The organism is Grimontia sp. SpTr1, assembly GCF_947387585.1.
Classification (GTDB): domain Bacteria; phylum Pseudomonadota; class Gammaproteobacteria; order Enterobacterales; family Vibrionaceae; genus Enterovibrio; species Enterovibrio indicus.
This window is the reverse complement of the sequence record NZ_CANDOD010000002.1, coordinates 140,861-164,437: the sequence shown is the minus strand read 5'-3', so window position 1 is coordinate 164,437 and position 23,577 is coordinate 140,861. Positions and strand designations below refer to the sequence as shown.

Below are 23,577 nucleotides of genomic sequence, written 5' to 3'. Positions count from 1 at the left end.
ACCTTAGATCACCTTAGGCAGAAAGCTGGAGCTTTGCTCCAAATAAGTGAAAAACCACTCAATCACTACCCCAAATTTAGGGATTAACTGTGATTGTTTCCACTCTGGAGAGCTGGCAAGGCTGGTGAAAGCATCAAGGAAAAATAACAGCGCAGCGACTATCAATACGCCACGAATTCCCCCAAAAACAATCCCTAACACGCGATCTGTACCTGAAAGGCCAGTTTTTTGTACTAACTGTCCAATCACGTAGTTAACAACCGCACCAACAATCAGGGTGGCAATAAACAGCGCCGCTATCGCCGCACCATTTCGAATCATTTCGTCATGAATATTTGTAAAGTAAGCTGCCAATTGCGGGTAGAAATTGCTCGCAACAAAGAAGGCACCAAACCAAATCACCAGCGATAAGGCTTCTTTAACAAAACCGCGGACCAAGCTAATCAGAGCAGAAAAGCTGATCACGCCAATAATGATGTAATCTATCCAATTCATCTTTTAATCATCTGAGCGATTCGCGCGCATTTTAACAGAAAAAATGACGACGCAAACGTTTTCTTATGGGTTGAGTGGGTTAAATCTAAGCAGTTGACCTTTCAAACCAGTCAAAGACTCTAAATCTGCAGTCATCGATTCAAGCTTTTCCTTAGACACATCAGGGCCTACCTCGACGCGTGCTAAATCACCCTCTTTTATATCGCGCGGCATCAACTGAGCGGGATAGCCTTTACTGCGGAGCGTTGATACCAGGTTTTTGGCATTGTCGATATTGCGGAAGGTGCCGAGACGGATCACCCAAGCAGAATCGACATAGCCATCTTTTGGTTCGGTGGCCTCAACAGACGCCGTCGAAGTCTCTGGTTCGTCGATGGTCACCATGACTGGCGATTCCGGCGGCATAAAACTTTCGACCTCTTCCGGTGCTTGAACAGGCTCTGCCAGCATGGACTCGTCAACTTCTTCACGCAATGGAATAGCTTGATAACTTTCTTCGTAATGTGCTTTCTCGCCATCAAATACATCGGGGAGGAAAATCACGCCCAGAGAAACCAGAATGAGCGTCCCGACCAAGCGATTTTGAAACTGGGTTGCCACGTTTACTCCTGTTTTTGGAGGTGGTCGGCGATTTCACCGACAGTATGGAATGAACCGAACACGATGAGGATGTCACCATGAAAGTCCAACGCCGTTTTTGCTTTCTCAAAAGCCAGCGTTGGTGATGCAAAGCCTTCAACACCATCAGGTAGGTGAGAAGTAATTTCTTCCCAAGAAGCTGCGCGCGGACCAGTCAGCGAAGCGGGATACCAGTGATCCACAACAGGCTTCATTTCCTCGACAGTAGCGGCGATGTCTTTGTCATGCAGCATGGCGACCACTGCATGCACGCTACCATTAGCCGCGTCTTTCAGTTCTTGAATCTGTTTAGCTAGGTAAGCCGCAGAATGTGGGTTGTGCGCCACGTCCATCAAAATCAATGGAGATTCAGAAACGCGTTCCATTCGGCCTGCCAGTTTGACTGACTTCAAACCATCAACGATGTGTTCATCAGTCACTTCCAACTCAGACAAGCCCAACGCCATCAGCGCCGTTGCAGCATTTGGCAGCGGCAAGTTAGGTACGGGTAAATCGCGCAAATCAAATGCGCCACATTGCCAATGCCACACATCGCCTTCCTTTTCATAGGTGAACTGGTAACCCACCTGATGGAGATTCGCGCCGATATCATCGGCATGGGCAGCAACGCTTGCCGGTGGCTCTGGCTGACCACACACTGCAGGTTTACCCGCGCGGAAGATCCCGGCTTTCTCGAAACCAATGACTTCGATGTCATCACCCAACCAATCTACATGGTCCACTGCCAAACTGGTGATCACCGATACATCGTGGTCAACGACATTGGTAGCGTCCAAGCGGCCACCTAAGCCGACTTCCAGTACCACCACATCAACTTGGTTATCCTGGAACAGCCAAAGTGCTGCCAACGTCCCGAACTCAAAGAAGCTAAGACTCGTATCACCTCGCAGCGCTTCTATCGCTGCGAAAGCTTCTGAGTGTCTCTCATCATCCAGCTCTTTGCCGTTAATGCGCACACGCTCGTTATAACGCACCAAATGAGGAGAGCTGTAAACGCCAACCTTATAACCCGCCTTGAGAAGAATGGTTTCGATAATGGCACAAGTCGAACCTTTGCCATTGGTGCCGGCTACCGTAATGACCGTTGGCGCGGGTTTGGTCAACTTGCCTTTGTTCGCAACCAGAGAAACACGGTCTAGGCCTAAGTCAATCGCGCTGGTATGAAGAGATTCAAGGTACTGCAACCATGCAGACAGTGGTGAATTTGCACCCGGAGAAATGAGTTCTGACATTTGTAATCTATTCTATTGTCCAATGCTTCAATCATATCAGTTAAAAGACAAAGAGCGCCATAAGGCGCTCTTTTGATGTTTATTTGTGGGACACTTATTCGTTATCGTCCACTGGCTCAGCTTCAACCACTTCGCCTTCCAATGGTTTATCGACAGATACCACCAATGGAGACTCTTGATTGGTCATCTTCGCTAGAAGACCACCGATTCGCTGACGCATTTCACGACGGTCGACAATCATGTCAATGGCACCGTGTTCCAGCAGGAACTCACTGCGCTGGAAACCTTCTGGCAGTTTCTCACGCACGGTTTGCTCGATAACACGCTGGCCTGCGAAACCGATCAGTGCTTTTGGCTCACCGATGTTCACGTCGCCCAACATCGCGAAGCTTGCGGTGACGCCACCAAAGGTTGGGTCAGTCAGAACAGATACAAAAGGCAGGCCTTTTGCAGACAAACGCTCAAGCGCTGCACTGGTTTTCGCCATTTGCATCAGCGACATCAGCGCTTCTTGCATACGGGCACCGCCACTTGCAGAGAAACAAACCAAGCCACAGTTATTTTCAATGGCTGCGTCCACCGCTTTTACGAAACGCGCACCGACAACAGCGCCCATTGAACCACCCATAAAGGCAAATTCAAAAGAAGCAGCAACCACTGGCATGCCCAGCAGCTCACCTTTCATAACGATCAGAGCGTCTTTTTCGCCACTTGATTTCTGCGCCGCTGAGATGCGGTCTTTGTATTTCTTTGAGTCACGGAATTTGAGCAGGTCTTTCGGCTCCAGCTCATCACCAATTTCTACGCGGTTACCTTCATCAAGGAAGGTTTCCAGACGCTTGCGTGCGCTCATGCGCATGTGGTGGTCACACTTTGGACACACATGCAGGTTACGCTCAAGTTCTGCGTGGTACAGCACCTGTTCGCAAGACGAACACTTGGTCCAGACGCCTTCAGGAATCGAAGCCTTACGTGAAGAACCGATATTGCTTTTTGTCAGAATTTTTTCAAGCCAGCTCATGAACGACCTTTTGTATTGGAGCACTCGCCGCTTACATCATTACCATGCACTGTTTCGCTCACCATGAGCGCGGTCTGTGCAGAGATGGGCAAGTGGCCTTGATATCTACGAATTCAACGAAGAATTAAAACACAACTTGTTAAGACTTTGGACAAAAAACTGGTACTACCTATTGTTAGTCCCACTTCTGTCTACTTTGCTTTGTAACGAAGAGGCGATTTTCCTCGACGCTTTGCTGGTTACAGTTGTTCGTCCGGCAGAAACAGCGGACCTACCGGTGAAGATGGCAATTCATATTCCGCCGGATAGTCGACCTCTACCAGATACAATCCTTCTGCTTTTGCTGTCGCTGCCGCTAAGTTGCGATCTTTGATTTCCAGTAGCCATTTCAGCCACTCAGGTTTTTGCTCCTTGCGGCCAACGGCAATCAGGCTGCCTGTAATGTTTCGCACCATATGGTGAACGAATGCATTGGCCTTGATATCAATGATCACGTAACAACCCTGACGAGTCACATTTATATGGTGAACATTTCGCCATGGACTGTTTGATTGACAGTGAGCAGCACGGAAAGAAGTGAAATCATTCTCGCCCAATAAATACTGTGCCGCTTCATGCATCAGTTTTTCATCCAGCTCACCATGATAGTGGCTGACACCATGACGCAGGATGCCCGGACGCAACGCGTGGTTGTAGATAACGTAGCGATAACGACGGGCAGTTGCGGTAAAGCGAGCGTGGAACTCGTCTGGTACTTCTTTGGCCCAACGCACTGCAATGGCATCTGGCAAATGCGTATTGACGCCCATTGTCCACGCACGAAGCGGTCTTGAGCCTTCAACATCGAAGTGAACAACCTGACCTGTGCCGTGCACGCCAGCATCGGTGCGGCCAGCGCACTGCACTTCTATAGGCTGATTGGCGATTTTGGACAGGGCTTTTTCAAGGTGTTCCTGAACGCTCGGTACTTCACGCTGGCGTTGCCAACCATAAAATTTCGCACCGTCGTATTCCACACCCAGGGCAATTCTCATCGTGTTTTCTCTGTATTGCTGGTTATCTAAGGCGGCGCATTATATACCCAAACGACCCGAAAATGCAGGATTCAGCGAGATTGACTGGCGTTGTGATCGCAGCGTTCCTTTGTAGGTGTAGTCACCTCCATCAAAAAGGAACAACAAAGAGCACGGCGTCAGTCAACTCGCCCGAAGGGAGGCCCTCAATACGCCCACTTCTTCGTTAAATTCCACGGAAATAGAATGACTATTCCTCGTAAAATTTGCCTCGAATTGAACGCATTGATGACCTCTGAATGCGAGCATCTTCAGGTTGTTTGGGTATATACCCAAAGTGTCAGGCATAAAAATGGCGGGATAACCCGCCATTTTAGTTTTCATTTGTTTAGTTGAGCTTCTCTATCATCAATCTAGCTTCATCCTTGAGGTTGGCATCGCCACTTTGCATCACCTTTTCAAGGAGCTGAATGGCACCGTCAACGTCGTTCATCTCAAGGTAGGCTTTCGCTAAATCCATGTTGGTAGCAGCTTCGCCACTACTATCAACATCGGCAGGTTGAATATCACTAAGCACATCCGGGAAATCTGCCAGTCCAACATCCAAGTCCATCTTCAGCGAATCAGGATCTTCTTGAAGCGCGCCGTCGTCTTTCATCAGATCATCGATGCTGATGTAATCCTCACTCGGAGACGACTCTTCAACCAGTTCGCTTTCCACATCGTCCAGCAAACCGTCCAAGTCACCTTCCAGATCCATAGACTTGATATCATCACCCAAAACTTCCGGCTGCTGAGACCAATCTTCGCTTTCAAGCTCCGGCTCTGGTGCCTGCTCAGCACTCCAAACATCCGTTTCTTCTTCCGGAATATCGAGCTCTTCAGTACTGAAATCACCGAGCCCTGAGTGCTCATCATCCAACTCTTCTGAAAGCAACGCTTCCATATTGAGGCCAGCAACCTGATGATCGTCATCATCTAGCTGTGCCAGATCATCCAACTCTGCCGCGCGATATGGCGCTTGGGAAACCGGTGCTGAAGATTGTGTGAAGCCTTCATCTTGGGACTGCGGCAGGAACTCTTCAAGTTCCCGCTGTTCATCTAACGCTGCTGATAGAGCATCGTCTTCGTCAAACTCACCCAACTCGTCAAGCCCAATAGGGTCCACTTTCGGGAACGCAAGGGTATTTGGCTCAGTGGCCGTGAAGGCTTGTGCGTCTGAATCTGCCTCTGTTTCTTGCTGAACTTCTTCTTGCTCTTCCTGACTCAGTTCATCTTGAAGTGCTTGAATGTCCTCAAGGTCGCTTTCTGCGTCTTCTGGCAGAGTTTCCTGAGAAGCTGGCAGTTCAACATCATATTCCTGCGCAGCATCCTCTTCGGTGTATTCAGGCAGATTCTCTAAATCCAGCGGCGTATCGTCTTCTTCAGGGAGCGAATCGCTGCTTGTCTCTGGCTCACCTTCACTGTCCGCTAACGCCGCCTCTTCGTCATATTCCGGCAAAGAAGACAAATCCAACGGCGCTTCTGCTTCTGCTTCTGCTTCTGCTTCTGCTTCTGCTTCTGCTTCTGCTTCTGCTTCTGCTTCAAAAGCGTCTTGTGGCTCTTCCTCTATTGCAAGGTCTTCAGGCTCTTGATCCGGTGATTCAGGCGCTTCAAGTTCAATCTCTGGTTCAGTATTTTCCGTTTCTCGCTCAGCGCTCTCCAAATCCAGAGTTTCATCTGCCATGAGGTCTTCAGCATCTGTCGCCTCTTCAGAATCAGCAATGTCTTCTGACTCCGCTGACATTTGTTCTGGCTGTTCCAGATCGGCAGGTTCTGCGTCAGCTTGCTCAGATTCTTCAGAAGCCGTTTCTTCATCCAACAGGCTGTCGAGAAGCTCTAAATCATCAGCAGTGGCCTCTGGCTCTTCAATCGCCGTATCTTCTGCTAACGGCTCGTCATCTTGAGGGGCTTCTTCGTCTGTTTGCTCTTCCTGTTCAAGAACATCGTCAAGTAAATCCAACTCAGATTCAGACGCTTCCGGTTCTATCTCAACGTCATCAGGAGTTTCTTCAACGAGAGCGTTCAGCTCATCAAGCGCTTCTGTGTCGTCACCGACTAAAGACTCCTCTGATTCAGCATGCTCTTCGTCCGAAGCCGTTGGCATCTCTTCAGCCATGACTGGATCTGGAATATCCAGTTCGTCTGAGGCTTCAAGGACATCATCCAATGCATCCACTGGACTTTCATTGGTTGCTTCATCGAGAAGATCGCCATCAATATCGAGTTCATTGTCGATATCCAGCTCGTTATCGATATCAAGCTCACTGTCAACATCGAGGTCATTACCAAGCAAGTCATCGTCAGGGACTTCATCCAGCAACGCACTTTCGTCTTCAAGTGTGTCACCATCATCAATCAGTTCGTCGAGCAGTACATCGGTTTCGCCAAGATCAACGTCTTCCTGCTCTTCCGAGTCACCCAGTACATCACTCAATAGGTCATCTTCATCGATAGACTCGTCAAGTAGTGCGCTTTCATCCAGCGGATCGATGTCGTCATCTTCACTGACCAGTTCATCAAGCAAAGCATCCGTCTCAGACAGATCAGCTTCTGGCTCAGTGTCCAATGACAAATCATCGATGTCGTCTTTTACTTCTGCCTCAACCGTATTGCCATCTTCATCAATCAGATCATCGCCTAACATTTCATCTAGGAGCGCATCTGGGTCAGCGATATCTTCATCACCAGCAATATCATTGCTAATAAGGTCTAAGTCACCATCTTCGTCGAGAAGCTCATCCAGCATGGCGGAATTGTCATCTGCGCTTTGTTCTGGCTCTGCGGCATCGCCGATAAGGTCATCGATGTCGTCATCAGACAAATCGATATCCTGAGACAAATCCACTTCTGGCTCATCATCAAGTACCTTATCGAACAGGGCTTCATTGGTTTCAAGATCACCTTCTGAAGCCTCTTCTTCCTGTATTTCCGGAGCGGGCTCAACATCTTCAGAATCCTTTTCTTCCGCTGTGGCTTCTTCGCTGCCACCCGACTGCTCTGCATTCAACAGAGCGTCAATGTCATCGACTTCTTCATCGTCACCGCCACCCAGAGATTGCTCCCACATTGCAGCCAGTGCTTCATCAGGGCTCAGCTCGGACTCTTCTGGTTGGGAAGACATTTCATCAAGCGCGCGCTCCATGTCTTCAAGGCCGATTGCACCGTCAGTGTTGGCTTCGATATCTAAATCAGTGCTGGTATCGAAGTCATCATCCAAGCCAACATCCAGATTCGATGTCAGGTCAGTATCTGCATCAATGTCGAGGCCACCTTCTTCGGGCTCCTCTGAAAGCTCAAGGGTGTCTGACAGGTTAATGTCATCAAGATCATCTCCCATGTCGTCGCCAAAGAGCTGATCGGCATCGATATCATCGGTAACTTCGAGTTCGTCATCTTCCAGAACCAGTTCGTCGGTGTCATCGTCCGCCACCATCACAGCGTCAAGTTCCGGATCTTCGCCGTCTAAACCTTCCGGCTCTTCCACATCAACATCTTCGTCTTTACGACGACGCATGATGAAGAAGGCAGCAGCACCAATCACTAGCAGTGCGGGAATAATCGCCATGGTCGCCAGCATCAGCGGGCTAGCCATCAAGGATTCAAAGAACGAAGGTTCTTTCATTTCCATCTGCGCCTGACGTAGACGCTGGATTTCGAGGAACTCGCGAATTTCTTCTGTCAGTTCTTCATCCGCGGACATTTGGTCTTTGAGAACAGCCAGTTCGTTTTGAACCTCAGCCAGACGGATTTTGAGAATGTGGTTACTTTCTACCAGCTTGCCCATTTGCAGGTCAGATTCATTAATCTGATTCTGAACGGTAGACATGTTTGGCTTAGCCGGTGCACCGGATGTGTCGCCTTCTGGCTCCATCATCTCCTTCTCTTGCATTGGCTTGTTCTCAGCCATGGTTTCCGTTTCAACGGCTTCCATTTCAGGCTTCGCAGTTTCTGCCATTGCAGGTTCAGGTTTTGGCGCTGGCTTAGGCGCAGGTTTTGGTGTGGCAGCCGGTGCTGTAACTTGCTGACTCAACGGCTGGTTAGCAACGCGTTGGCCGTCTTTGCGCGCTTGGTCTATTTGCAGACGGCTTGCGACGTCATCCGTACTCTCTCGGCGAATCTCCGTGAGTGTTGGCATTTGCAATCGACTACCCGGGATGAGGCCATGAATGTTGGCATCTTCAAACGCACCAGGATTGAGGCGGAAAATGGCACCAATGGTCTGATAAACAGTAACGGAGTTATTTGGCTGATAACGCGATGCAATCGACCACAATGTGTCGGAATCACGGGTTGGACCAACCGTTTGGCGTCGGTTCACCGAAGATAGTGGCGCCTGATTTTGTTGAGCCAGAGGTGCAGTAGCACTCGGCGGAGGAGATTCTTCCACCGGGCCAAGAATACGAATAGCAGAGTGCGCAGAGAACGGAACACCGAGGCTCAGCAATAAAGACGAGACGACAAGCGTTTTGCCGAGACGACCACCTGATAAGTATGAAAAAAGAGTTCGCTTCATCGCGTTATAAAAATCTGGGTCAGACACTGCCCGCATTCCCCTATGGCAGAATAAAAGGCTTTTCACAATCGCGGCGCGTTTCCCTACTGAAGTCGTTGGGAGGTAAGGCGTTAAACACCTGCTGCGATTGATATTACTGGTTATTTCCCTAACTATATCGGAAGCCCAGCTGAAAACTGTAGTGTGAAGAGATAAAACTGTGTTTTGTGATCAAACAACCGGCACCAGATCACTGCTGCCGGCTGTTAGGTTGAATCAGTCAGGAATGATTACAGGTAATCGCGGATCAGAAGTTCAGCGATTTGCACTGAGTTTGTCGCGGCCCCTTTGCGGACGTTGTCAGCAACAACCCACATGTTCAGGCCGTTCGGGTGGCTGATATCATTACGTACACGGCCAACCATCACATGGTCTTTACCTGTCGCTTCTTTTACCTGCGTTGGGTAATCTTCGCCGTAGTACACTTCAACGCCTTCAGCGCGGGATAGCAGATCCATCGCTTCGGTGGCATCCAACGGCTGCTGACATTCAATGTGTACGGCTTCAGCGTGGCCATAGAACACAGGCACGCGCACACAAGTCGGGTTTACCGCCACGGAATCATCACCCAGAATCTTCTGGGTTTCCCACACCATTTTCATTTCTTCTTTGGTGTAGCCGTTGTCCATGAACTCATCAATATGTGGCAGACAGTTAAACGCGATCTGCTTTTTGTAAGTGCTTGGCTCGGCTTCCTGGCTGTTCAACAGCTTGACCGTCTGGCCTGCCAGTTCATCAACGCCTTTCTTACCTGAGCCTGATACTGACTGGTAGGTTGCGACGTTGATACGCTCAATACCTGCAGCATCGTAAATTGGCTTCAGTGCTACCAGCATTTGAATCGTCGAACAATTAGGGTTCGCGATGATGTTGCGGTTACGGAAATCTGCAATCGCTTCCGGGTTCACTTCAGGCACCACCAGCGGAACATCGTATTCGTAACGGAAACGTGAGGTGTTATCGATAACCACCACGCCCTCGTCTGCAGCAATAGGAGCCCAACGGTCAGAAGATTCAGCACCCGCTGAGAACAGGGCGATTTGAACCTGGCTCCAATCAAAGTCTTCCACGTTTTTCACGCGGACGCTTTTACCGTTAAAACGGATGGTTTCACCGGCACTGCGCTCACTTGCCAGCAAGTGAAGGTTGCGCACAGGGAATTTACGCTCTTCCAACACCTCGATAATGGTGCGCCCTACTGCGCCTGTAGCACCTAAAACAGCGACGTCATAAGCCACATCGAATTCTTGTGTCATGATTATTCCTCTACGGTAAAACCTAAATTAGCGAGCGACTCTAACCCAAACGCTGCCTCGCCCGCTACTGTAATTGCACTGTACTCGCGTCTGTCCCAGTAATTCTTGCGCAAGCGGTCAAAGCTTGTGCGTTGCTGCTCAACGTCGGCCATCGCTCGGCGAAACTCGGCATCATCACGGCGAATGTCATAAATGAGCTGGCACAGTGCCATCAGATCGCTTTCTTCCCAAGGTTTGCTCAGAGATACCTTTGGAATTGGCGCGACCGGCAGCAAAGACGCCGCTTCGACTTTTTCTTCCTGATTACCCAGAAACTCGCAGTAACTGTTGTAGATCATGGTGGTGCCGCGTGCTTTGCCTTCCAGTCCGTAACCCGCAACGTGCGGGGTGGCGAAAGCCAGCATAGGAAGAAGTTCCATGTCCACTTCCGGCTCAAACTCGAAAACATCCAGAACGGCAGTTAACTGTTGTGTTTTCAGCGCAGCTTTCAATGCGTCATTACTGACCACAGGACCGCGAGCCGCGTTGATAAGGATTGAACCAGGCTTCAGTGAAGCGATCTCCGCTTCACCCATCAAATGATGCGTTGGGTGTTCACCGTTTTTGGTTAGCGGCGTATGGAAGGTCAGAACATCACACTCTTCAATCAACGTCTGTAGAGGATGAAACTCGCGTGTGTCGCCTTCCGCTTGTTTGAGCGGGTCGCACAAAAGGTGTGGAATGCTTAGCGCTGACAGACACTTCGACAGGTAGCTTCCCACCTGACCTGCGCCCACAATGCCGACCTTACGGTCAGCAATAGAAAAGCCCTGTTGTTGACTCAGTACCAGCAGCGCGCTTATCACGTATTCAGCCACACCCACTTTGTTACAGCCTGGCGCAGCAGTAAAGAAGATGCCTTTGCTGGCAAGCAGCTCTGCATCAACATGGTCGGTGCCTGCGGTTGCCGTACCGACAAATTTCAGTTTGTTAGCTTTTTCCAGCAGCGCTTCGTCAACCTTGGTGACGGAGCGAATCATCAGCGCATCAACGTCAATCAAGTCTTCTGCCGTCAGGGTGCGCCCTGCTTTAGCGGTGACCGTACCAAGCTTGCTGAACAGCTCAGCGGCATACGGCATATTTTCATCAATCAGAATGTTCAAGTGCGTTTACTCTTACATTTATTCCATTGGCGCTATTGTGACGCTTTTCTGCGCCAGATAAAACGAAAAAACCCGGCCAATTGGCCGGGCAAAATCCAGGATCTGAAAGGTAGAGATCGGCTCTCAACGATCTAAACCTGCGTCTGTTGTAGGCATAAAGCCAACGTCCCGGAAAACTGAAGAGCCTTTTGACTTTGATAGTCGGTGACTCTAGGGGACAAGTAAGACGCTTATCCCTCGTATTTTTTGATAACCAGCGTGGCGTTGGTACCACCAAAGCCGAAGCTGTTAGACATGACTGTCTTCAGCTCTACTTCACGGGTTTCCGACACGATATCCAGACCTTCAGCAGCTGGATCCAAGTTTTCAATGTTTATGCTTGGCGCAACGAAGTTGTTTTCCAGCATGATGGTGGAGTAAATCGCTTCGTGAACACCTGCCGCACCCAGTGCGTGACCGGTCATGGCTTTGGTTGCAGAAATTGCAGGGCTGTTGTTGCCGAACACTTCCTGAATCGCGCCCAGCTCTTTCACATCGCCCACTGGCGTAGAGGTGCCGTGAGTGTTGATGTAGTCGATTTGATCAACGTCCTGCATCGCCATCTTCATACAGCGGATCGCGCCTTCGCCTGATGGCGCTACCATGTCGTAGCCATCTGACGTTGCACCGTAGCCCACTATTTCACCGTAGATTTTCGCACCACGCGCCAGCGCATGCTCAAGCTCTTCGATAACCATCATGCCGCCACCACCAGAGATAACGAAGCCATCGCGGTCTGCGTCGTAGGTACGTGATGCTTTTTCTGGGTTGTCGTTGTATTTGGTCGACAGCGCGCCCATAGCGTCAAACATCATGGTCAGTGACCAGTCAAGCTCTTCACCACCACCTGCAAAAACAACGTCTTGCTTGCCCAGTTGAATCAGTTCAACAGCGTGGCCAATACAGTGTGCTGATGTCGCACACGCAGAGCTCATGGTGTAGTTCACACCACGGATTTTGAATGGTGTTGCCAGACAAGCTGAAACCGTTGAAGACATGGTACGTGGCACCATGTAAGGACCAACACGCTTTACGCCTTTCTCACGTAATGTGTCTGTGGCTGCAACCTGGTTAATTGATGATGCGCCACCAGAACCGGCAACCAGACCGGTGCGGTCATTAGACACCATATCTTCTGTCAAACCGGCATCTTCGATAGCCTGTTCCATTGACAGATAAGCGAAGCCAGCAGCATCACCCATAAAACGAAACTTTTTGCGATCAATGTGATCAGCAGGATTGAGCTTTAAATCACCCCAGACATTACTGCGAAGCTTCATGTCTGCGAACTGTTGGGAAAAGCTAATCCCTGATTTACCCGTCTTTAATGACTCCAGCACTTCTTTAACGTTGTTACCGATGCTGGAAACAATTCCCATACCTGTAATTACGGCTCGTTTCATCTTTTGTTCCTACAATTCGAGTTCGCACCGATGATAGCGGTTTTGATACGCCTAAGTGGTCAGCTTTCCTAGAGTACAGGTGTAAGCTGAAATTTTTCACATACTGACACAGACCCGTTGTCGGTTCTGTATATTCCGTCGAATTGGCGATAGAATCCGCGCTCGACGTGCAAACCCCGTTTTTATTAAGGTAAGGCTTGTGACCCAAACCCGTATTGAACACGCCCAAATCCATTGGAATGACGCAGGAACACCGGTCTCTGACAACTTTGACGATGTTTACTTTTCCAATGCCAATGGCCTAGAAGAAACGCGCTACGTGTTCCTGCAGCAAAACCAGCTACCAAACCGCTGGGATACCTTTTCACATGACCGATTCGTGATTGCGGAAACCGGGTTTGGTACAGGCCTTAACTTCCTGGCTGTGTGGCAGTGGTTTGCCCAATTCCGAAAGGAAAACCCTGAGGCTCAAGTCAACCAGCTTCATTTCATCAGCTTTGAGAAGTTCCCGGTCTCCGTCACTGACTTAGAAAAAGCCCACGCAGCCTGGCCAGAGTTGGCGGATTTCGCCGAAGCACTACGCAAACACTACCCAGCAGCAGTTTCTGGCTGCCACCGTTTGGTACTGGCAGATGGCATGATCACGCTGGATTTGTGGTTCGGCGACATCAAAGACTGTATGCCGCAAGTATGGACGTCTGATGACGGTATTGTGGATTGCTGGTTTTTGGACGGCTTTGCTCCCAGCAAGAACCCTGAAATGTGGAGTCAGACGCTGTTCGACGGCATGGCAAGACTGGCTAAACAGGAATGTACCGTGGCCACTTTTACCGCGGCAGGCTTTGTGCGTCGCGGCTTAATTGAAGCGGGCTTTGAAATGAAGAAAGCCAAGGGCTATGGCACCAAGCGCGACATGATTGTCGGCTCCATGGTCGAACGCAACCAGCCTCGCCAACAGGCTCCTTGGTATAAACGTACCGCACCACAAAATAGCAATGACATTGCGATTATTGGTGGCGGTGTGGCGAGCGCCACCTTGGCACTGTCACTGGTACGTCGTGGAAAATCAGTTACCCTTTATTGCGAACATGACAAGCCTGGACTTGCCGCATCTGGCAACCGACAAGGCGCGGTGTATCCACTTTTAAATGGCAGTGACGATGCCCTTTCACGCTTCTTTGCGCCGGCATTTCTGTTCTCCCGTCAGTTTATTGAACAGGCAGGAGAAACGGTTTCGTTTGATCACGATTTGTGTGGCGTTACCCAATTAGGGTGGGATGAAAAAAGCGCAGACAAACTGGCGAAGATGCTGACAGGCGGTTTTCCTGAATCTCTCATTCATGGCATCACCAAAGAAGACGCCGAGTCACTGACTGGCATTGAAACCGGGCACGGCGGTGTCACCTATCCTCTCGGCGGTTGGTTGTGTCCTCAGCAATTGACCCAGGGCTTGATAGCCAATGCGGAAAAAACTGGCCTGTTGACCTGTCATTACAATACCGAAGTAACGAAAGCCAGTCATCAGAACGGGGCGTGGACACTGACTTCAAACCAGGGCGAACAGACTCACGATACCGTGGTGATCGCTAACGGTCACAAGTTTACCCAGTTTGAGCAAACCGCGCCCATCCCGGCTTATGCGGTTCGTGGTCAGGTCTCCCACATCAATACCACGCCAGCGTTGAAGCAGCTTAAAACCGTGTTGTGTTATGACGGCTACCTGACGCCGGCCAACCCAAAAAATGACACTCACTGCATCGGCGCCAGCTACAGCAGAAATGATACTTCCATGGACTTCCGCATGGACGATCAGGCTGACAACAAGCAGCGCCTGGTCGATTGCATTCCTGCTGAGTGGCCAAAAGAGATTGATACTGACCATGGTGGTGGTCGTGTGGGTATTCGCTGTGCCAGCCGCGATCATTTGCCGTATGTCGGTGATGTCTGCGACTTTGAAGCCCTGAAAACCGTATACAGTGATTTGCGTGACAAGAAAGACAGTGCCGAAGACGTACCGGTTTACCCGAACCTCTATAGCCTTTTGGCACTCGGTTCCCGCGGTTTAACCTCAGCGCCAATCCTCGGTGAACTTCTGGCTTCACAGCTTTGTGGCGATCCACTACCCATGCCGGTTGATGTGCTTAATGCCTTGCATCCAGGGCGTATGTGGGTAAGAAAACTGCTCAAGGGTAAAGCTCTTTAGAAGGGAAAAATAATTCAAACAAAGAAGGCGCCGATTGGCGCCTTTTTCTTATCTGTTTGTTGCAGTGTTTAACCCGCCTGTTCTTGTAACGATGCCCAGAGGTTGCCCACCAGCACTTGATCAGAAGGGTTCAGCTCGTTTGAATTTTCTTTCAGGCTTTCGTCAACACGTACTTTCAGTGCAGACACATCTTCGATACCGTCCTGCTCACAATCTGCGGCCGCCAGCGAGACGTGACCACGCAGATAACCGCTGGCAAACAACTCATCATCAGATGCGGTTTCTACCATGGCATCAATCAGGTCGAGGATTTTCTCTTCGTATTCTTGGATCATTTTTAGCTCTCAGGAAAAGTCTGCTGGCGTTAAAGGAGGACGATTATAAAACGTTCGAAGGGCATCTGAATAGGTTTTGGCGCGCGCTGGCATGCCGTCTTTCAGATATTTCATCACTTGCTCGCGCACTTTTGCGGTAAATACCGGGCGGTCAGGTTCAAAAGAACCGTTTAGATTGTCGCAGCTTACCTGGAAGCGAAAGCCACAACTGGCCGACAGAATCCACTCTACCGCCTGAGGTTTGATTTCTACCTTTTCAAACTCGGCTTGCGTCTGCTCATCGCGTCCATCCGGTAGATACCAGTAGCCAAAGTCTTCCAACAGACGGCGTTCAGGCCCGGCAATGCACCAGTGTGACACTTCATGAAGCGCAGAGGCATAAAAACCACGGGCGAAGATGATTCGGTGGTGTGGGTTGTCATCATCCGCAGGCAGATAAATCGGTTCATCGCCGCCCAGCAGCAATTCTGTGTTGAAAGAATCAATAAAAGTCTGATTAAAGACAGAAATAAGATCGTTGTAATCGTGTTGCATGGCGCGAATTGTAATAATGAAGTTACAGCAAATTCAGTTAAGCGGGCATTTTACCTGCCAAAGCCCCCATTGTCGCAGCAAAAAGCGCCGTTTTAGGCCAATTCCACCACCAAAAGCATGAATTCAATTCATGCGTGACCTCACAACCTTTCATTGGATTGAGAGGTTAATCACAACTATGATTGCGCGAAATTATCCCATTCAAATGCAAGTTACTGAATATCATGTTGTTGTCCACGTTATACATCGTTGGAATTACCGCTGAAGCCATGACAGGCGCACTGGCGGCTGGACGCAGGAATATGGACTGGTTTGGCGTCATGCTGGTCGCTGCCTGCACAGCCATTGGCGGCGGTACCGTGCGTGATATTTTGCTCGGTCATTACCCCCTTGGTTGGGTCGCTAACCCGCACTATCTGGTGATTGTATGCGTTGCCGGTATCGTGACGACTTGGATGGCATCTTGGGTTGCCCGCAATCACAAGCTTTTTGTCTGGCTGGACTCACTCGGTCTGATTGCTTTCAGCATTATCGGTTGTCGCGTGGGCATGGATATGGGGTTGTCGCCGCTGATTTGTGTGGTGTCTGCGCTGGTCACAGGCATCTTTGGTGGCCTTTTGCGCGACTTGCTGTGTCGCCGTCAGCCAATGGTGCTGCATAAAGAGCTTTATGCCTCTGTCGCTTTCTTAGCTGGTGCCATGTATTGGGCGTTAATGACTTACGGTAACCAATTAGGCATTGATGAAAACATCGCGACCATTTCTACGCTGGTGACTGGCTTTGTCTTCCGTATGTCTGCGGTGAAGTTTGGTTGGAGTCTGCCGGTGTTTAGTTTTGAAGCTGAAGAACAAACCATTCTGGGAAAAGAAGGACCTAGGTCCTAGGAAGAGCAAAGAACAAAAAGAAGGGCTGATGGTGCGAAACCGTCAGCCCTTTTCTCTTGTATTGGCTTTTGCTAATTCTAGGACCTTCTTTTCCTAGGCCCTAGGATCTTTCATTCAAATCTTCGGCGTATTGGTATGCACACCAGCATTCTGCGCGCGGTGACGCAGCAGGTGGTCCATCAATACAATCGCAACCATGGCCTCTGCAATTGGCACAGCGCGGATACCGACACATGGGTCATGACGACCTTTGGTAATCACATCGACGGTTTCACCATCTACGTTGATGGTTTCACCCGGTACCGTGATGCTTGAAGTTGGCTTCAATGCAAGGTGCGCAACGATATCCTGACCAGATGAAATACCGCCTAGGATGCCACCAGCGTGGTTGGATTTAAAACCTTCCGGTGTCAGTTCATCACGGTGCTCGCTGCCGCGCTGGTTGACGACGTCAAAGCCATCGCCCACTTCCACGCCTTTCACGGCATTGATTCCCATCAGCGCGTAAGCAATGTCTGCGTCTAAACGATCAAACACTGGCTCGCCAAGACCAACAGGTACGTTGTTCGCGACCACGGTCAATTTGGCACCAATAGAATCGCCTTCTTTTTTCAGCGCACGGATCAGTTCGTCCAGCGCTTCCAACTTTGTTTCATCCGGGCAGAAGAATGGGTTTTGCTCAACTTGATCCCAGTCGACCTTGTCGATGGTCACATCACCCATTTGAGAAAGGTAACAACGGACTTCAATACCAAACTCTTGCTTGAGGTATTTCTTAGCAATCGCACCCGCAGCAACACGCATCGCCGTTTCACGTGCTGAAGAGCGGCCACCACCACGGTAATCACGATGTCCGTATTTTTGGTGGTAGGTATAGTCGGCATGGCCAGGACGGAAGCGATCTGCAATTTTGGAGTAATCCTGCGAGCGCTGGTCGGTATTTTCAATAACCAGGCCAATCGAAGTACCTGTCGTTTTACCTTCGAAAACGCCAGAAAGGAACTTCACTTCATCCGGTTCGCGACGTTGAGTCGTGTATTTTGAGGTACCCGGACGACGACGGTCCAGATCGACCTGTAAATCTGCTTCTGAAATTTCAAGTCCCGGTGGGCAACCGTCAACAATGCAGCCCAACGCCAATCCATGACTTTCACCAAAAGTGGTGACCCGAAAAACCTGACCTATTGAATTGCCTGCCATTACTTCCTCTGTTTCTCTCCGGTCGACGTATCACAACCGCATTAGCATGCACCTAATGAAACATAACCGCGATTGAGAAGCAAAAGCTTTTTTTATGTACAGGTGGAAACTCCCTGTAATACTGGGCTGGTTTCAAGAAATGAGGCAAAACCGGAAAGAGAGATACAAAAAAGGCCGAAATCTATAATTTCGGCCTTTTTCTTAGGGGCAAAGACAACAATTAGTCTTTATAGATAGAAAATTCGTCGGCAACACTGACCAGATCCTGATAGGTCATCAGGAAGACACCGTGGCCGCCATTTTCAAATTCCAGCCAAGTCAGTGGCAGGTGCGGATACTGCTCCTGAACGTGAACCATAGAGTTACCCACTTCACAGATCAAAATGCCCTGCTCGGTGAGGTAATCCGGTGCATTGGCGATGATGCGGCGCATCAGTTTCAGGCCATCGGTCCCTGCAGCCAGACCCAACTCTGGCTCGTGACGGAACTCATCCGGCAGCGAGTTCATGTCTTCCTCATCCACGTATGGTGGGTTGGAGACAATCAGGTCGTATTTGTCTTTTGGCAGATCGCGGAATAAATCTGAGCGGATTGGGAAAACCTGCTGTTCCAGACCATGCTCCTGAATGTTCAGCTCTGCCACTTCCAGCGCATCGGTAGAAATGTCCACCAGATCTACTTCAGCGTCAGGGAACGCGTAGGCACACGCAATACCAATGCAGCCACTGCCAGTGCACAGATCCATGATACGGTTTGGCTCGACTTCCAGCATTGGGCTGAACTGATTCTGGATCAGTTCACCGATTGGCGAACGTGGCACAAGCACACGCTCATCAACATAGAACTCCAAATCACAGAAGTACGCTTTGTTTGTCAGGTAAGCCACTGGCGTGCGCTCGTTGATACGACGGATTACGCGTTCAACAATACGGTGACGTTCACTGGTGGTCAGACGCGCAGTTTGCGTTTCTGCAGGCACATCGATTGGCAGATAAAGTGTCGGCAGTACCAGTTGTACCGCTTCGTCCCATGCGTTGTCCGTTCCGTGACCGTAATAAATTCCTGCTGCATTAAAGCAACTTACCGTCCAACGTAGCATGTCTTGCAGCGTACGCAGCTCGTTGACGACTTCATCAACAATAATTCTATCCAAAATGGCCTCCAGTAGCCTCAACACATCACCGTCAGGGCGATTCCAACAGGAAAGCAGACATTGTTCTTATTTTAAGTAAAATGCAGCTAACAGAATTTGGAAATGACTTATGAGTAAGAAATCCCCGATCCCAGAAGATGACGACATGTCATTGTTCCGCGATGCGGTGAAAGGCGTTAAAAAACTGCAGCAGGATACCATAAACCCGCCAAGACGCCAGACAACTGAGCAAGCACGCAAGAAGCAGACAGAGTCCGCGGCACGCGACCACACCTTTTATTTCTCAGACGAGTTTGAACCGCTGCTGAAAGAAGATGGGCCAACTCAATATGCGCGCACAGGTGTCTCCAAATACGAAGTAAAAAGACTTCGCCGCGGTGTTTACGTGCCGGATATGTTCCTGGACCTACACGGCATGACGCAACTGGAAGCTAAGCGAGAGTTAGGCGCACTGATTGCAGCATGTATAAAAGAAGGGATCAGTTGTGCCTGCGTCATGCACGGTATTGGCAAACACATACTGAAACAGAAGACGCCACTTTGGTTGGCGCAGCACCCTGACGTATTGGCATTCCATCAGGCTCCACTGGAGTTTGGTGGTGATGGCGCTTTACTGGTGCTGATTGAAATCCCGGAAAAATAGCCGGAAGCCGAGGGGCTGTTGACCTTTGGTGGTGATTTTTGCAGCGGTTTGTGGGGATTTTATGCAAGGCAGAGGCTTCGATGTGTAGCTAGCCTACATGAGAAGCCGATAACGCCGCAGAAATTCCCCACAAACGCTGCCCGAAGGGTTCTGCTCTAAGCGTTTTATGCTTTGTTGTGGTGTATTTGCTTAGACCACTAGGCGGCACACACCTCGCCGCGCCTAAAACGCTTATAGCGAGAACAAAATTTAACCACCAAAGGTCAACAGCCCCTAGACACAAAAAACGCCCTGTGTTGGGCGTTTTTTTATGTCTGCTTAAAGCTGCTTTCGACCTGGCCGTCAGGATGCGTAACCCATCACTTGCGATGGACTTTTCATCCACAGCACTTCGCTCTGTTCTGTTTGCGGGTTGTATTCAATGCAGGAAATCGAAGATGTCGGGAACATCGGCGGCTGCAAATCAGCCTCAAACTCCGCCGTGAGATAACCCACCAGCGGTAGGTGCGACACCAAAAGAATCGACGCCGGATTATCAACGGAAACTAACGCGCGCAGATAAGAAGCGACGTGCTCGCTGTCGCCATACGGCGTGATACCGTCTTCAGTCAAAACACTTTTCGCTTCAGGCAAAACGGCAGCACATGCCGACCAAGTCTGCTGTGCGCGTAAATAAGGGCTCACCAAAACCAAGTCCAGTTTTCCCTCTGGCAGCTCTTGTGCCAGCCAGCGTGCCATTTCAACCGATTGTTGCTCACCGCGATCGGTCAGCGGACGTTCTTCATCACTGGCGGCGAAGGTGTGTGCCTCACCGTGGCGCATAATATAAATTCGCATATCACAACAGCTGATTTTGAGTATTCTTCGATATGCTACCAGTCAATTCTTTAATCTGGAACGACTGATCGCACAGATGTTTGCCTCAATTTACTTACGTGGTCATAATTAAGACCTTGCCACTACCAGTGAAGGTGCTTTGTGCAAATCAGTCCCAACGATCATCGTAGCTACCGCCTTATTACTCTCGCCAACAATTTGAGGGTGCTTCTGGTAGAAGATGTGCAAGCACCGCGCAGTGCTGCTGCGTTAACCGTGAATGTTGGACACTTCTGTGATCCCGCTGATCGTGAAGGTTTAGCGCACTTCTTAGAACACATGCTGTTTCTCGGTACAGAGAAATATCCTGATGTCGGTGAGTTCCAATCTTTTATCAGTCGCCATGGCGGTAATAACAACGCCTGGACCGGAACTGAAAACACCACCTTTTTCTTCGATATCCGACACGACCATTTCGAAGAAGCGCTGGATCGATTCGGCCAATTCTTCTCTGCGCCGTTGTTCAATGCAGACGCGGTCGACAAGGAGCGCAACGCGGTTGACTCAGAATATCGCCTGAAACTTCAGGACGATGTGCGCCGGATTTACCAGGTGCAGAAAGAGACCATCAACCCGGCTCACCCTTTCTCCAAGTTCTCAGTCGGTAGCCTCGACACACTTGCCGATCGCGAGGGCAGTTCGGTGCGTGATGAGCTGATTGATTTTTACAAAACCCATTACAGTGCCAATCTGATGGCAGCTTCTATCACTGGTCCATTCAGGTTGGACGATTTGGAAACGCTGGCAAACCAAACATTCAGTGATATTCCAAACCTTGACCTGTCACCGTTTGTGCCAGACGTCCCGTTTGTCGATAAAGCCCAGTTGCAGCAGTTTGTCTGTATCGAGCCGCTTAAAGATGTTCGTAAGCTGACACTGGCATTTTCGATGCCAGCGACCGATGAGCATTACAAAATTAAGCCACTTTCCTACATTGCCCATCTTCTCGGTTATGAAGGTACTGGTAGTGTGATGTCTTTGCTCAAAGCCAAAGGGCTCATCAATAATCTGTCTGCTGGTGGCGGTATCAGCGGTTCGAATTTCCGCGAGTTTTCAGTCAGTGTCAGCCTGACCGAAGCGGGACTGACCAAGATTGACGATATCGTGACTTACATTTTTCAGGCAATCAGTCTTATCCGCGAGCAGGGTCTCGATGATTGGCGTTATGCAGAAAAGCGTGCGGTACAGGAAATGGCGTTTCGTTACCAAGAGCCTTCGCGCCCCATCGATACCGTGAGTCATATGGTGCTCAACATGCAGCATTATCAGGATGCGGATGTTCTGTATGGCGATTACATCATGCAGGAATATGACGAAGCCTTGATACGCCAGATGCTTGGCTATCTGACACCCGATCATCTTCGCCTGACGTTGATTGCCAAAGGTGGCAATTATGATCGCACGGCAAATTGGTACGACACCCCTTACAGCGTGAAACCATTCACCGAAGCTCAGCTCGAAAAATGGCGTGCGGCACATATCTCTCCTGCACTGGCTTTGCCAGAGCCAAACCCCTTTATCAGCTATGAACTCGACCCTGCAGGTCTAGAAGCGCCAGAACAGCAACTACCCGAGATGATTCAGGAGTTACCGGGCTTTCGTTTGTGGCACTTGCAAGATACCGATTTCCGCGTCCCGAAAGGCGTGGTTTACGTTGCGATAGACAGCCCGCATGCGGTGCAATCGGTCGAGAACATCGTAAAGACCCGTGTCAGCGTTGAAATGCTGATGGAGTCGATCAATGAAACAGCCTACCCTGCCGAAGTCGCTGGCCTGAATTACAATCTCTATGCCCATCAAGGTGGCGTGACTTTGAAGCTCAGCGGCTTCAATGAAAAGCTGACACTCCTGATGGATTTGGTATTGGATAAATTTGCCAAGCGCGATTTCAACCCAGAGCGCTTTGAAATCATCAAAACTCAATTGCTAAGAAGTTGGAACAACGCGACTCAGAACAAAGCCATTAACCGCTTGTACAATTCGATGACCGGCATCTTGCAACCAAACAATCCAACGTATGAAGAGCTCATCGAAGCGCTGGAACCTCTGCAGGTGACAGAGCTACCGGACTTTGTGCATCGCGTGATGTCCGAACTGCATGTTGAGATGTTTGTTTACGGTAACTGGCAGAAACAGCAAACACTGGATTTGGCTGAGCCTGTAAAAGATGCCCTTCGTGTGCACAATCAACGCTATCAGGAGTCCACCCGACCACTGGTTCTTTTGAAGGGTGCTGGCAGTGCGTCCTATCATCTGGGATGTGACAGTCAAGATTCAGCCGTGTTGGTTTACTACCAGAGCCACGGCACTGAACCTCAGGATGTCGCCTTATTTACTTTCGCTCAGCATTTGATGTCTGCCATCTTCTTCAACGAGCTGCGTACCAAGCAGCAACTTGGCTATATGGTTGGCTCAGGCAATATGCCAATGAACCGTCACCCAGGTTTGATTTTCTATGTGCAGTCGCCTCAGGCTGGCCCGGCGAAATTGATGGAAGCAATAGACGACTTCCTCAACGCCTTCTTCCTGGTACTGCTTGAGCTTAACGAAGCGCAATGGCAAGCCAGTAAGCAAGGGTTACTCGGACAGATAGAAGAACCGGATGCCAACCTGCGCGCCCGCGGACAGCGTTTGTGGATCAGTATTGGCAATAAGGATGCTGAATTTACCCAGCGCCAGAACGTTGCTGCTGCTATCCGCGATATGGATCGCGCAGATATGGTGAAGTTTGTGGTCGAGCAATTGAAACCGCGTACATCAGATCGTCTGATCATGCACAGTTGCGGTGGCGCTCACCCTGATGAATGTAGCCTTGAAGGCACAAAGGAAATCGAATCTGTCACAGCGTTTCGTCGCAATCGCACAGAGCGAATTAACTAAGGTCTATCGACCTTCGCTGATGCCTTTTTCCATGT

The 23,577-nt window shown here is 49.9% G+C and carries 18 protein-coding genes; 4 read left to right on the top strand and 14 right to left on the bottom strand.

Translation table 11 applies throughout. From position 1 onward, the window contains the following. Positions 1-3 precede the first annotated feature (3 nt). The 9 genes from cvpA to fabB form a co-directional block, all read right to left on the bottom strand. Positions 4-495 carry a colicin V production protein gene (cvpA, locus tag QL223_RS04950; protein ID WP_002537786.1) on the bottom strand — a complete coding sequence of 164 codons (492 nt, stop codon included), beginning with the start codon at positions 493-495 and terminating at the stop codon, positions 4-6. A 63-nt stretch (positions 496-558) separates the two neighbouring features. Next, positions 559-1,095 (bottom strand): SPOR domain-containing protein, encoded by a 537-nt coding sequence (locus QL223_RS04945; protein WP_281544070.1) that lies wholly within the window; start codon positions 1,093-1,095, stop codon positions 559-561. A 2-nt stretch (positions 1,096-1,097) separates the two neighbouring features. Further along, on the bottom strand, positions 1,098-2,366 hold the full coding sequence (gene folC, locus QL223_RS04940) for a bifunctional tetrahydrofolate synthase/dihydrofolate synthase (protein ID WP_046306161.1): 1,269 nt from the start codon (positions 2,364-2,366) through the stop codon (positions 1,098-1,100). A 94-nt stretch (positions 2,367-2,460) separates the two neighbouring features. After that, entirely contained in the window at positions 2,461-3,387 is a 927-nt protein-coding gene (accD, locus tag QL223_RS04935) for an acetyl-CoA carboxylase, carboxyltransferase subunit beta (RefSeq protein WP_046306163.1), read from the bottom strand. Between the two features lie 239 nt (positions 3,388-3,626). Continuing rightward, positions 3,627-4,421: a tRNA pseudouridine(38-40) synthase TruA gene (gene truA / locus QL223_RS04930; RefSeq protein WP_002537793.1), complete on the bottom strand. Its 795-nt coding sequence runs from the start codon at positions 4,419-4,421 to the stop codon at positions 3,627-3,629. Between the two features lie 367 nt (positions 4,422-4,788). Continuing rightward, positions 4,789-8,991 carry a FimV/HubP family polar landmark protein gene (locus tag QL223_RS04925; protein WP_281544268.1) on the bottom strand — a complete coding sequence of 1,401 codons (4,203 nt, stop codon included), beginning with the start codon at positions 8,989-8,991 and terminating at the stop codon, positions 4,789-4,791. A 233-nt stretch (positions 8,992-9,224) separates the two neighbouring features. Next, on the bottom strand, positions 9,225-10,250 hold the full coding sequence (locus QL223_RS04920) for an aspartate-semialdehyde dehydrogenase (protein ID WP_002537796.1): 1,026 nt from the start codon (positions 10,248-10,250) through the stop codon (positions 9,225-9,227). Positions 10,251-10,252: 2 nt separating this feature from the next. Beyond that, complete coding sequence (locus QL223_RS04915) at positions 10,253-11,392, bottom strand: 4-phosphoerythronate dehydrogenase (RefSeq protein WP_281544069.1); 1,140 nt, start codon at positions 11,390-11,392, stop codon at positions 10,253-10,255. Positions 11,393-11,622: 230 nt separating this feature from the next. Further along, complete coding sequence (gene fabB / locus QL223_RS04910) at positions 11,623-12,834, bottom strand: beta-ketoacyl-ACP synthase I (RefSeq protein WP_046302947.1); 1,212 nt, start codon at positions 12,832-12,834, stop codon at positions 11,623-11,625. A gap of 199 nt (positions 12,835-13,033) precedes the next feature. On the opposite strand from fabB, the gene mnmC reads away from it, so the two are divergent. After that, positions 13,034-15,037, top strand: coding sequence for a bifunctional tRNA (5-methylaminomethyl-2-thiouridine)(34)-methyltransferase MnmD/FAD-dependent 5-carboxymethylaminomethyl-2-thiouridine(34) oxidoreductase MnmC (gene mnmC / locus QL223_RS04905; RefSeq protein ID WP_281544068.1), 2,004 nt, complete (start codon positions 13,034-13,036; stop codon positions 15,035-15,037). A 68-nt stretch (positions 15,038-15,105) separates the two neighbouring features. Here the strand turns inward: mnmC and QL223_RS04900 are convergent, their stop codons facing one another. Further along, positions 15,106-15,372 (bottom strand): YfcL family protein, encoded by a 267-nt coding sequence (locus tag QL223_RS04900; RefSeq protein ID WP_046302945.1) that lies wholly within the window; start codon positions 15,370-15,372, stop codon positions 15,106-15,108. Positions 15,373-15,381: 9 nt separating this feature from the next. Then, positions 15,382-15,906: an elongation factor P hydroxylase gene (locus QL223_RS04895; protein WP_281544067.1), complete on the bottom strand. Its 525-nt coding sequence runs from the start codon at positions 15,904-15,906 to the stop codon at positions 15,382-15,384. A 224-nt stretch (positions 15,907-16,130) separates the two neighbouring features. Between QL223_RS04895 and QL223_RS04890 the strand changes: the two genes are divergently transcribed. After that, on the top strand, positions 16,131-16,790 hold the full coding sequence (locus tag QL223_RS04890; RefSeq protein WP_281544066.1) for a trimeric intracellular cation channel family protein: 660 nt from the start codon (positions 16,131-16,133) through the stop codon (positions 16,788-16,790). A gap of 114 nt (positions 16,791-16,904) precedes the next feature. On the opposite strand, the gene aroC is transcribed toward QL223_RS04890, so the two are convergent. Continuing rightward, positions 16,905-17,990: a chorismate synthase gene (gene aroC / locus QL223_RS04885; RefSeq protein ID WP_002537805.1), complete on the bottom strand. Its 1,086-nt coding sequence runs from the start codon at positions 17,988-17,990 to the stop codon at positions 16,905-16,907. Between the two features lie 220 nt (positions 17,991-18,210). Further along, positions 18,211-19,143 (bottom strand): 50S ribosomal protein L3 N(5)-glutamine methyltransferase, encoded by a 933-nt coding sequence (prmB, locus tag QL223_RS04880; protein ID WP_281544065.1) that lies wholly within the window; start codon positions 19,141-19,143, stop codon positions 18,211-18,213. 109 nt (positions 19,144-19,252) lie between these two features. On the opposite strand from prmB, the gene smrB reads away from it, so the two are divergent. Beyond that, positions 19,253-19,786 carry an endonuclease SmrB gene (gene smrB / locus QL223_RS04875; RefSeq protein ID WP_002537807.1) on the top strand — a complete coding sequence of 178 codons (534 nt, stop codon included), beginning with the start codon at positions 19,253-19,255 and terminating at the stop codon, positions 19,784-19,786. A gap of 342 nt (positions 19,787-20,128) precedes the next feature. On the opposite strand, the gene sixA is transcribed toward smrB, so the two are convergent. Further along, a complete protein-coding gene (gene sixA, locus QL223_RS04870) occupies positions 20,129-20,623 on the bottom strand; it encodes a phosphohistidine phosphatase SixA (RefSeq protein ID WP_039849815.1) in 495 nt (164 codons plus the stop codon). A 141-nt stretch (positions 20,624-20,764) separates the two neighbouring features. On the opposite strand from sixA, the gene QL223_RS04865 reads away from it, so the two are divergent. After that, on the top strand, positions 20,765-23,542 hold the full coding sequence (locus tag QL223_RS04865; protein WP_281544064.1) for an insulinase family protein: 2,778 nt from the start codon (positions 20,765-20,767) through the stop codon (positions 23,540-23,542). The last annotated feature ends 35 nt before the right edge of the window (positions 23,543-23,577 follow it).

Bases quoted from the DNA above. Each gene is read 5' to 3' on its own strand.
- smrB (WP_002537807.1), top strand. From the start codon at position 19,253: ATGAGTAAGAAATCCCCGATCCCAGAAGATGACGACATGTCATTGTTC.
- QL223_RS04895 (WP_281544067.1), bottom strand. From the start codon at position 15,906: ATGCAACACGATTACAACGATCTTATTTCTGTCTTTAATCAGACTTTT.
- QL223_RS04890 (WP_281544066.1), top strand. From the start codon at position 16,131: ATGTTGTTGTCCACGTTATACATCGTTGGAATTACCGCTGAAGCCATG.
- QL223_RS04920 (WP_002537796.1), bottom strand. From the start codon at position 10,250: ATGACACAAGAATTCGATGTGGCTTATGACGTCGCTGTTTTAGGTGCT.
- fabB (WP_046302947.1), bottom strand. From the start codon at position 12,834: ATGAAACGAGCCGTAATTACAGGTATGGGAATTGTTTCCAGCATCGGT.
- cvpA (WP_002537786.1), bottom strand. From the start codon at position 495: ATGAATTGGATAGATTACATCATTATTGGCGTGATCAGCTTTTCTGCT.
- sixA (WP_039849815.1), bottom strand. From the start codon at position 20,623: ATGCGAATTTATATTATGCGCCACGGTGAGGCACACACCTTCGCCGCC.
- QL223_RS04925 (WP_281544268.1), bottom strand. From the start codon at position 8,991: ATGCGGGCAGTGTCTGACCCAGATTTTTATAACGCGATGAAGCGAACT.
- accD (WP_046306163.1), bottom strand. From the start codon at position 3,387: ATGAGCTGGCTTGAAAAAATTCTGACAAAAAGCAATATCGGTTCTTCA.
- QL223_RS04900 (WP_046302945.1), bottom strand. From the start codon at position 15,372: ATGATCCAAGAATACGAAGAGAAAATCCTCGACCTGATTGATGCCATG.
- folC (WP_046306161.1), bottom strand. From the start codon at position 2,366: ATGTCAGAACTCATTTCTCCGGGTGCAAATTCACCACTGTCTGCATGG.
- truA (WP_002537793.1), bottom strand. From the start codon at position 4,421: ATGAGAATTGCCCTGGGTGTGGAATACGACGGTGCGAAATTTTATGGT.
- aroC (WP_002537805.1), bottom strand. From the start codon at position 17,990: ATGGCAGGCAATTCAATAGGTCAGGTTTTTCGGGTCACCACTTTTGGT.